The sequence below is a fragment of the Intestinibacillus sp. Marseille-P6563 genome (assembly GCF_900604335.1).
Classification (GTDB): Bacteria; Bacillota; Clostridia; order Oscillospirales; family Butyricicoccaceae; genus Butyricicoccus_B.
The window spans coordinates 1,406,950-1,417,500 of sequence record NZ_UWOD01000002.1 but is presented as its reverse complement, the minus strand read 5'-3'; the positions used below and the strand labels follow the sequence as shown (position 1 = coordinate 1,417,500).

The following is a 10,551-nucleotide window of genomic DNA, read 5'->3' as shown; positions in this document are numbered from 1 at the left end:
CCTGCCGGTACAGATCGGAAGCAAAGAATGCTTCAATCCGGCGCACATCCACGGCGTCGGCCTGCTCGGGCGACAGGATATGTTTGTCCCGCAGGCGGGGAAGTTCTTGTTCAGCTCCGCCCGGCATAGCGCAGGTGTCAAAATCGCAAAACTGCATAAACAGATGATGGGCTGTGCCCCGCTCGGCCGGGGTCAAGCCGCGTTTCTCCTGCGCAAAGCGCGGCTGCCGCAGCGTAACCTCGGGACGCGGCAGTGGGGTATCCTCGGCCGCTTCGGCGGCCTTGTAGCTTTGCCCCACCCCGGTGGCGGTCAGCTTGGCCGGGATGTCCTGCAAATAAGGATGTACATAATCCAGCCGGGTATTGACAACCGGCCGTTCCTCTTCGGTTTGGTCGGCATCCGCTTGGGCCCGCCCAGCTTCGAGTGCTTCGGGCGTGACCACCCGGATGTCAAACACATCGGGTGCATCCAGGTCGGGCAGGCCGTCAAATCCGGCCATCTGCCGGAGCGCATCCCCAGCCGGATGGCGCAGCAGCGGCAGCAGCAGCCACGGCAGCGTGGAGCGCATGCGCGAGAGCGCATAGGGCGGCAGCCGGTCCATCCGCGCCAGGGTCGCCCATTTTTGCAGGTCTTTGTTAAGCCGCGCCCCGGCGGCGGTGATAATCAGCTTTTCCTCGGCACGGGTCAGGGCAACATATAACACGCGCAATTCCTCGCTGACCGCTTCCCGCCGGGCGCGCACGGCCACCGCCTGCCGCCACAGGGTCGGATACTGCACCCCGCGTGCCAGGTCGCGGCACTTGGGCCCCAGCCCCAGTTCGGGATGCACCAAAACCGGCGCGCGCAAGTCCTGCTCGTTGAACGACTTGGCGCAGTCGGCCAGGATGACGATCGGAAATTCCAGTCCCTTAGACTTATGAATGGACATCATGCGCACCGCGCCGCCACTGCCGCCCGCGCGGACGGTCTGCCAGTCCTCGCCACGCTCGGCCATGCCGCGCAGCAAGGCGGTGAATCGGAACAGACCTCGGCTGCCGTTTTCCTCAAAGGCGCGCGCCCGCTCGAAAAAGGCGAGCAGGTTGCGCTGGCGCTGCTTGCCGTTCGGCAGCGCACCATAGACGCCGAGTGCACCGTACTGGTCATACAATCGCTGCACCAGCGATGACACCGGCAAATCGGTCGCCAGACGGCGCAGGGTGTCCAGCTGCTGCAAAAACAGGGCAGCTTTTTCGTTCCCCGCTTCGGCGGCCAGATGCAGGGCGTCAAAGAAGGCGGCTTTTTTGTCTGTGAGCCGCACTTCGGCCAGCTCCTGCTCGGTAAAACCGATGAGCGGCGAGCGCAGCAGGCCGATGAGTTCGACATCCTGCCGCGGGTTGTCGATGACATGCAGGAAAGACACCATGGCCGCAACCTCGCTGGTCGCGAGCAAGCCGCTCGACTCGTCGGTTTCGGCACTGAGGCCGATTTTTTCGAGTGCCTGCCGGTAAATGGCCGCCTTGCGGCTGATCGAACGCAGCAAAATCACGATATCCCCCGGCGACACCGGGCGCGTGGCGTCCTGTCCACGGTCATAGACCGGCAAGCCATCACGCAGCAGCTGCCGGATGCGCCCCGCGACCAGTTCGGCTTCCAGGACGGTCTTGTCCTCCTCGCCGTCCGCGGTGTCGAGCAGCAGCACCTCGGTCTTGTAGCGGCTGTCTCCCGGATTCGGGTAGTCCGCGCCGACATAGAGGGCTTCGCGGTCGGTGTAAGCCAGGTCGCCGACCTCCTCACACATGACGCGGCGGAAGATATAATTGGTCGCGTCCAGCACCGCCGCCCGCGAACGGAAGTTGCGCGTCAGGTTCAGCTTGCGCGGCGCGCCGTCCTCTGCCCCGTCCGCGTCCGGCCAAGCGCGGTATTTTTCCAGAAAGATATAAGGGTTGGCCAGGCGGAAACCATAAATGCTCTGCTTGACGTCGCCGACAAAGAATAGGTTGCGCCCCTCGCGGCTGACCGCACTGAAGATGGCTTCCTGCACGGCGTTGGTGTCCTGGTATTCATCGACCAGGATTTCGTCAAACCCGGCCGTGACCGACCGCGCCAGCGCGGTCGGCTGGCCGTTTTCGAGCAGCAGCCGCACGGCGAAATGCTCCAAATCCCCGAAGTCGGCCACGCCCCGCCGCAGTTTTTCGTCGGCGAACGCGCGTCCAAAGGCGCACACGGTGGCGACCAACGCGCCCATGGCGGGCGCGACCAACGCCCGGTGGGCCTGTTCGGCCCCTCCGTCCACGGCCAGCAGGCTGGTTTGAATACGGGCGCAGGCGTCCTTCCACTCGTCGCGCAGGCCCTTGATGTACTCCTGAAAGGCTTTGTCCTCGTACCCGCGGACGGCGCCCAGGCGGTCGTGGGTGATGGACTGCGCGGCCGCGACCGCCGCATCCCAGCCTTTGCCCAGGGCGTCCAGTAAGGCACGGGCATGGGCTTCGTCGGCCAGAAAGGCCGGGCCGTAGGCGGCATTCAGGTCGCCGTCGGTTTCCAGTTCGCCGAGCGCCAGCTTCAGGCAGTCCAGACCGTATTCGGCCGCGCTACGGGCTTCGTCCAACAGGGCGGCGCGGTGCTTTTCGCTGTTGCCCTGGAACATGGACTCGACCTCGCTCAAAAAGGCGTCCGGGTCGGCATGGCTCTGGATTTTCTCAAACACCTCGAGCACGACCTGGCTCAGCCGCTTGTCGTCCCGTCCGGCCGAAAGCAGGTCGCTCAGGGCTAAAAAGCCCTCGTCCTCGCTGTCGTACCCGGCTTCGAGGACGGTTTCCATGCACTCCTCCTGCATTTCCGCCCGTTCGCCCTCGTCCGCAATGCGGAAATCGGGTGGCAGGCCGAGGGTAGCGAACTGTTCGCGCACCAGCTGCAAGCAGAAGGCATGGACGGTCGTGATCTGCGCCCGGTGGACGAGCAGCAGCTGGCGGCGCAGCCGGGCATCGTCCGGCCGCTCGCTCAGGCGTTTGGTAATGGCATCCGCGATCTTGCCGCGCATTTCGGCGGCTGCCGCGCTGGTGTAAGTTACGAGCAGCAGACGGTCGATGTCAGCCGGGTTTGCTTCATCGGTCAAGCGGCGCAGCACCCGCTCGACGAGCACCGCCGTCTTGCCCGAACCGGCCGCCGCCGACACCAGCAGCGCGCCGCGGTCTTCTTTAATGGCCGCCCATTGTTCATCCGTCCACTTCGGCATGGTCCTCCCCTCCTTCCTCGAGTTTTTCCCAAAATTCGCTGTCCTTTAAATGGGCGAGCGCGCGCACCCGGTCGCCCAGTGTTTCGTCAAACCGGCAGGCGGCGCGGAATTCGCACCAGTCGCATTGCAGCGCCTGCCCATGGCGGCAGGGCGCGGCGTCGATGCTGCCCGCCTTGAGTTCGCGGCCCATCTCGATCAGCTTGCCCTGCGCAAACCGCGCCAGACGGCCAAACCGGGCCAGATCGGCCACGGCCGACGTGGCCGACAGCGTCGGCGCCGGGTCGGGATTCTTTTTGGTGGGCTTGGCCACTTTGAGCTTGACCGGCAGGAACCGGCTCTCGTCGGCAAGGCCGTGCTCCATGGCTTCCAAGAGCGTTAAATCGTCGCTGACCAGCCCGCTGCGGCGCAACGCCTTGTCCTTCAGGGCGCGCAGCTTGTCCTCGTCCGGCTCGTCGGCGTCCAAGTCCATCACCTCGTCGCGCGCCGGGATGTACAGCACGCCCGCGGCCTCGATGCCGTCCAGGTCGGCGGCCAGCTTGTGGCGGTAGCGTTCCAGCCCCTCCCGCTCGATGGCAAAGAGATAAATGATGAGCTGCAAATTGAGGCCATTCCAGACGTCCGAGAGCGAAAACGACTTGTAGCCGCTTTTGTAGTCCATCACGCGCACATACAGCCGTCCGCCCCTAACATAGCCGTCCACGCGGTCGGCCGTGCCGCTCAGGTAGACCGCGTCCTCCCCTTCCGCGCAGCGCACGGGCGGCAGGTCGCCGTCAAAACCGAATTTCAATTCATAGTCAATGGGCGAAAAGTCCGAGTTTCGCATTTCGTCCAGCACGTTTTCCAAAATGCCGCCCATCATCTTGACCAGCCGCCGGAACAGATACCGGAACCGCGCGGTCTGCTTGTCCAGACTGCCGAGGTAGGTCTCCACATAGGTCTGCACCCATTTCTTCATCGTGCGGCGGACGGTATCGGCGTCTGCGCCGCGCGCGCCGTCCGGGGTCTTATCCAGATCGGCCAAAGTATTTTCCAGGACATAATGGATGAAGGTGCCGGTTTCGGGCGCGGCGAAGGCTGCGCGGCGGCGGGGCTTGGCGCGCAGGCCGTGGCGCATAAAGAAGGCGAACCGGCAGGAATAGAACAAATCGACCCGCGACGCGGTCAGGCCGGGGATTTTGCCGTACAGCCCCTCGACCGTTTTGCGGTCAGCCACCGGCCCGCGGCTAATGCGTGCATTTTTGGCGCGGTGCACGCGCTCATCCTCCGCAAAATAATCAAGCGCCGCCTGCTGGGCCGAGGTGCGTGCGCCCTCGGACAGGGCCGCGCAGGCCAGTTCGACCGCCGGACGGTCGGCGCACAGGCGGTCGGCATCCGCTGCCCCGGCGCCGGTCTCCACCGGCAGGCCGGGCAGTTTTAACCGAAACGCCCCCAGCAGATAGGACGGTCGCATCTCCTTGCCGTCCGCCCCGGCCAGATGGCAGGACAGCAGCAGGCTTTCGGTCGGGCAGGCCAGGGCTTTGTAGATGGTCTCCTGCTCCATGAGCATGCGCTCAGCGCCCGACGCCGACAGGCTCAGGCCCAGATTATCGAGCGCTAAGCGGTCGTTGTCGCTCAAAATGCCCGCGCTCGCGGGCGCCTTGGGCAGCAAGCCGTCGTTGACACCGAGCAAAATCACGTGCTTGAACCGTCCCCCGCCGCATACGCGGTCGATGGCGCCGCAGGTCACGCGGTCGAGCGACACCGGGATGGAACCCACGTCGTACTCACCCAGCACCAGCGGGAACAGGGCGGCGAACCGCTCCAAATCCATGGGGCTATCGCCGCACACCCAGGCCATTTCCTCCATGGCGGTGACGAGAATTTCCCACAGCTGGCGGTATTCGTCGGCCAGCTGCAGTTCGCCCGCCTGCTCATACCCGGCTGCGCGGTCGGCCATGCGGTCAGGCGTGCCCTGAGCGGTCAGAAAATCATAGAGCGCCTGCAAAAATTCGCGCGCCAGTCCGACTTCCCGCAGGCCGTCGGCCAGCGCGGCAAAGGGTGCTGCCGCACGTGCACGCAGCGCGTTGAGTTCGTCCAACTCCTGCTGGGCCGCTTCGTCCATCTGGTAGCCGTAGCCGTCCGGGTGACCGGTGAAGTCGGTGCGCCAGGCCGACGCGCCGCGCACCCGCCAGGCGAGCACGTAGTTTTCCAGCCGGTCGATCTCATCTGGCTCCAGATTGCACAGCCCGGTTTTCAGACACCCGAACACATCCTCATACCGCCAGCCACCGGTCACGACCGCGAGTGCGCCGGTCACCAGCCGCAGCGGTGGGCGGGTGAGCAGGTCGGCCTTGGCGCTCTGGAAGATGGGCACATCATATCGCGCCATGGCCATTTGCAGGGCCGCGGTGTAGCGGTCCCCGTCCCGGGAAATAACGGCAAAGTCGCGCCAGCGCGCCCCGGTCTGCTGGACGGTGCGACGGATGTAAGCCGCCGCGTGTTCGCACTCCTCGAAGGGGTTGGACGCATAAAACAGGCGGACGCTGTGCCCGTCCGAAGGGGTAGGCGTCGAGGTCGGCAGCAGGCCTTCGCGCTCCAAAACCGCCAAATCGTGCGGTTTTTCGAGCTTGCATTCGCCAAAATCGGTCACATCCGCCGGTTTGCCGACACGGGACGCCATGCGCCGCAGCAGGCGCACGGTCTTATCGGCGGATACAAACAGGTCGGGCTCCTTTGGGTCGACGGTGACCGCCGCGGTCAGCGACAGGCCCAGATGCAGCAGGGCGTCGAGCACCGCGACTTCCTGGGGGGTAAAGGACGCGAAACCGTCCACATAGACCTCGGCGCCGCGCAGAACGGTGCTTTGGGGCAGCAGTTCTGCCATGCGGGTGAGCGCGTCGCGCGGGTCGGGCAGGGTATTGTCGCACAGCGCTTCATAGGCCGTAAATAGCTGGGACAGGTCGCTTAACTTTTCGGCGAGCGCGGGGGCTTCCTCGCGCAGCTCGCCCGCGGCGCGGAAGGTGTCCTCGGGCCGCACGCGGCAGGTCTTGCACTCGTCGATGATGGTGAGCATCTCTTTGACCAATTCGGGTTTGTCAGCCAGACCGCGATAGGTGGACAGGCCGGCGTCCACCCGGCGGGCGGCTTCGGTCAGGGTCAGCAGCCGGCCGGCCGGGGTGAGGGCCACATCGGCTAGGCCCCCCATCTCGGCAAATACCCGCCCGGTCAGGCGGGAAAAGGTGATAACCTCGGCCGTGCGGCCGCCGTGGTTATTGGTTGCCTGTGCCAGCCGCCGCTCGTAGGCGTGGGAAAACAGTTCCGGGACAAGCAAGATCTGCCGACCTTCGCCTTGTTCGGCTTTTTGCGCGATTTCGCGCAGGATGGCGGTGGTTTTGCCGCTCCCGCCGCGCCCGATGAAAATGCGCATGGGGATCCCTCCTTTTGTGCTGGGATTGTGATTGGTTTCAGCATAGCATGACGCGGGGCGGACGGTCAAGCGAACCCTGCCGCCATGGTCTGCAAAGACGCGGTAAAATTTCTTTCAAATTTTTTTGAAAAACCTGTTGACAAATGGCGGATTATTGGGTATATTTATTAAGCGCTTTGCAAGTGGCCCGGTAGCTCAGTCGGTTAGAGCGCTGGCCTGTCACGCCAGAGGTCGAGGGTTCAAGTCCCTTCCGGGTCGCCACTTTCATTCGCCTCTGTAGCTCAGTCGGTAGAGCAGGGGACTGAAAATCCCCGTGTCGGTGGTTCGATTCCGCCCGGAGGCACCATAGATGCGGATGTAGCTCATCTGGTAGAGCGCCACCTTGCCAAGGTGGAGGTAGCGAGTTCGAGCCTCGTCATCCGCTCCAAACAAAACCACTATCTTCGGATAGTGGTTTTTTGTTCTTTTAAATTGTCCGGCGGGGGCGTATAATGAAAGCATCCCCAAAATCCGGAAGGAGGGCATCTCATGGATTCGCTCGACCAAAAGGTCTTTGAACTACTCGCGCGGCCCCAGCGGCAGGAGGAACTGCGCCGCCAGCTGCCGGGTGTCGGCAAACAGGCGCTTGCCGACTGCATCCAGCGCCTGACCGCCAGCGGCAAGATCGTCAAAAACAAAAAGAACCGTCTGGCCCAAGCCGCCCATTACGGTTATATCGCCGGCACGTTCCTGGCGACCGAGCGCGGCTTTGCCTTTGTCGCCCCGGACGAAAAGGACGACAAGGGCGATATTTTCATCCCGCCCCACGCGGACGGCGGCGCCTGGCAGGGCGACCATGTGCTCGTCCGGCTGGGCGAGGACGGCCGCCGTCGGGATGGCACCCGCCGCCGCGAAGGCGAGGTGGCACGCATCCTGGAACGCAGCCGCGCCGAAATCCTAGGCGCGGTGCGTCAGCGCGGCAAATCGTTCGTTTTGGAGCCGTCCAGCAAGAAATATCCGTCCGAAATCGTACTGCCCAAGGCCCATCTGGGCGGGGCGCAGCCGGGCGACAAGGTCGCGGTGCGCATGATGTATTACGGCGAAGGCCGGGTGCTGCCGCAGGCGGCTGTCGTGCAGGTTTTTGGCAAAAACGGGACCATGCAGGCGTCCATTGCGGCCATTCTGCATGAAAACGGCATCCAGGAAGCGTTCCCAGAGGATGCGCAGCAGCAGGCCGGTTCGCTGGGCGATCGCGTCCCGGCAGATGCCTACGCCGGACGGCGCGACCTGCGGGACGAACTCATTTTCACCATCGACGGCGACAGCGCCAAAGACTTTGACGACGCCGTATCGCTCAAGCCGCTCGCGAACGGACGCGTGCAGCTCGGCGTGCACATCGCAGATGTGTCACACTATGTTACACCCGACAGTCCGCTTGATGCCGAAGCCTACCGCCGCGGCACTTCGGTCTATTATCCCGGCCACGTGGTGCCCATGCTGCCGTTTGCCCTGTCCGACGGGCTGTGCTCGCTCGTGCCAGGGGAGGACCGGCTGGCCTTTTCGGCCTTCCTCGAAATTGGGCCGGATGGCCGCTGCCACAAGGCCGAGTTTGCCAAATCGGTCATCCGCTCCAAGGCGCGCATGACCTATAACAACGTGAATAAAATCCTGGACGGCGACGCCGAACTGTGTAAAAAATACGATTTTCTGGTGGATACCGCCCGGAAAATGGCCGATTTGGCCGACCTGCTGCGCCGCCGGCGCATGGAGCGCGGCGCGCTCGATCTGGACATCCCAGAAGCCGAAATTGCGGTGGACGAGCAGGGCGAACCGGTGGATGTATTTTACCGTCCGCGCGGCCGCGCCGAAAAGATGATTGAGGAATTCATGCTCCAGGCCAACGAGGCAGTCGCCCAGTTCATGGACACCCACAACCACCCGGCGGTGTACCGCGTGCACGAGAACCCAGATCCGGAAAAGCTGCGCGTCTTTGCCCAGTTTGCCCGGCCGTTCGGCCATCGTATCGACCCCTCCAAACCGCAGGACACCCGCCAGCTTCAGGCCGTGCTCGACCAGGCGGCGGGTGATCCGCGCCAGCGCGCCCTGCCGACGCTATTGTTGCGTTCGCTTGCACGCGCACGCTATTCGGAGGAAAACCTGGGCCATTACGGCTTGCAGGCCAAGTATTATCTGCATTTCACCTCGCCCATCCGGCGGTATCCCGACCTTGCCACCCACCGCATGCTTACGCGTGCGCTCGATGGCGCGGCCTTCACCCGCGCCGACTACACCTTTGTCGAAAACGCGGCCATCCAGTCGACCACCCGCGAACTTGCCGCCGACACGGCCGAGCGCGAGATTGACAAGCTGTATATTGCCGCCTATATGGAGCAGTTCCTCGGTCAGGAATTTGACGGCGAGGTGTCGGGCGTGCAGGCATTCGGCCTGTTCGTCGCCCTGCCGAACGGCGCCGAGGGCCTCATCCGGGTGGAAGCGCTTCCCGGTTACTACGAATACGACGATCAAAAAATGGTGCTATTCAATCGCAGTGGGGTGCGCTACACCATCGGCACGCCCGTGCGCGTGCGCTTGATCGGCGCGAGCCGCGCCAGCGGCCAGATCGACTTTGCACTCGCCGGGGAAGGGGGGAGCGCTCCATGCCCGGACTGATTCTCGAGGGCGGCACCTTCCGCCCGGTGTTCTCCTGCGGCGTACTCGACGCCCTGCTCGATGAGGGGCTGATGTTTGACTACATGTCCGGCGTGTCGGCCGGCATCACCTATGCCTTTTCCTATCTGGCCCGCCAGCGCGGCCGCAATCTGCGCATCTTCACCACCTATCGCAACGACAAACGCTATCTGTCCATGCGGAATTTCGCCAAATGCGGATCGATCTTTGGGCTGGACTTTGTCTTTGACGAGGTGCCCAACCGGCTGGTGCCCTTTGACTGGGAAACTTTCCGCCGCTATCCGGGGCGGGTACGGGTCGGCGTGACCAACGCGCTGACCGGCAAGGCCGAATATCTGGACGGCATGCAGCTCGACCGGCCGTGCACCCTGCTGCGGGCGACCTGTGCGCTGCCGCACATGTTCCCGCCCATTGAGATTGACGGCACGCCCTACTATGACGGCGGCGTAGCCGACTCGGTGCCCATCGCGCAGGCGCTGCGCGACGGCAGCCGCCGCAATCTGGTTATTTTGACCCGTCCGGCGGGCTACTGGAAAACCACCACGCCTTATGTGCGCCTGGGGGCACGGGCCATGCGGCACCGGTTCCCGGCCATGGAGCAGACCATGCTGCACCGCGCCGAACGCTACAACCAGACCACGCTGCTGCTGGACGAACTCAAGCGCCGTGCGCCAGCCGACACGGTCATTTTACGCCCCGCCATGTCGCTGGACTCGTTTGAAAAGGACGTATCCGTCCTGCACCGCAGCTACGACCACGGTTATCAGCTTGCCATGGACAATATGGGCGCCATCCGCGCGCTGTTTGACTGAAAAAAAGACCGCTCCCCAGCCGGGGAACGGTCTTTTTGTATTTACGCCTTTTTGGCCTGTGCCTTAGCTTCAAAACGCTCCTTGTCGACAATCGCACGCTGATGGGTGCCTTCGCCGATCAGGCCCGCTTCGTCGTAGGCTGCCACACGGAAGGTGAGTACCTTGCCGTTCGGGGCGATCTCGGTCAGTTCGGTTTCAAACCGCACCTTCATGCCTGCCGGGGTGGCAGCCACGTGGCTGACGTTCATCTGAATGCCCACGGTGGTCTTGCCGGGGTCGAGCGCGTCGGCTACCGAGCCCGCGGCCGTGCCTTCCATGCCTGCAATCATCATTGGGGTCGCATAAACAGCCACCAGGCCGCTGCCGACCTGATTGGCCAGCAGGTTTTCGGTGACCGTGATTTCTTTTTTGCCTTGGATACCGGTTGTCAGCATAGCTTAAACTCCTCGCTTTTA

5 protein-coding genes and 3 tRNA genes (1 of these 8 only partly in view) are annotated in these 10,551 nt (G+C 63.7%); 5 read left to right on the top strand and 3 right to left on the bottom strand.

Annotation, left to right across the window (positions count from 1 at the left end):
• Together addA and EFB11_RS15155 are read right to left on the bottom strand one after the other, a co-directional pair.
• A protein-coding gene (gene addA, locus EFB11_RS15160) for a helicase-exonuclease AddAB subunit AddA (protein ID WP_122791156.1) crosses the window boundary here: on the bottom strand, positions 1–3,211 show its 5' portion. The gene continues 323 nt to the left of window position 1, outside the view; only the first 3,211 of its 3,534 coding nucleotides appear in the window; it begins with the start codon at positions 3,209–3,211; its stop codon lies off the left edge, out of view.
• Positions 3,192–6,617 (bottom strand): PD-(D/E)XK nuclease family protein, encoded by a 3,426-nt coding sequence (locus EFB11_RS15155; RefSeq protein WP_122791155.1) that lies wholly within the window; start codon positions 6,615–6,617, stop codon positions 3,192–3,194. The genes addA and EFB11_RS15155 overlap by 20 nt, the downstream gene beginning before the upstream one ends.
• A gap of 184 nt (positions 6,618–6,801) precedes the next feature.
• On the opposite strand from EFB11_RS15155, the gene EFB11_RS15150 reads away from it, so the two are divergent.
• From EFB11_RS15150 to EFB11_RS15130, 5 genes are all read left to right on the top strand, one after another.
• Positions 6,802–6,878: transfer RNA gene (locus tag EFB11_RS15150), tRNA-Asp, on the top strand.
• A gap of 9 nt (positions 6,879–6,887) precedes the next feature.
• Positions 6,888–6,963 (top strand) — tRNA-Phe (locus tag EFB11_RS15145).
• Positions 6,964–6,968: 5 nt separating this feature from the next.
• A tRNA-Gly gene (locus EFB11_RS15140) sits at positions 6,969–7,044 on the top strand.
• A gap of 101 nt (positions 7,045–7,145) precedes the next feature.
• Positions 7,146–9,266, top strand: coding sequence for a ribonuclease R (gene rnr / locus EFB11_RS15135; protein WP_122791153.1), 2,121 nt, complete (start codon positions 7,146–7,148; stop codon positions 9,264–9,266).
• A complete protein-coding gene (locus tag EFB11_RS15130) occupies positions 9,254–10,096 on the top strand; it encodes a patatin-like phospholipase family protein (RefSeq protein ID WP_122791151.1) in 843 nt (280 codons plus the stop codon). Before rnr ends, EFB11_RS15130 begins: the two co-directional genes overlap by 13 nt.
• 41 nt (positions 10,097–10,137) lie before the next feature.
• Here the strand turns inward: EFB11_RS15130 and EFB11_RS15125 are convergent, their stop codons facing one another.
• The gene (locus EFB11_RS15125) at positions 10,138–10,530 is read right to left on the bottom strand and encodes a thioesterase family protein (protein ID WP_122791149.1); all 393 of its coding nucleotides are present in this window, start codon (positions 10,528–10,530) and stop codon (positions 10,138–10,140) included.
• Positions 10,531–10,551: the final 21 nt, after the last annotated feature.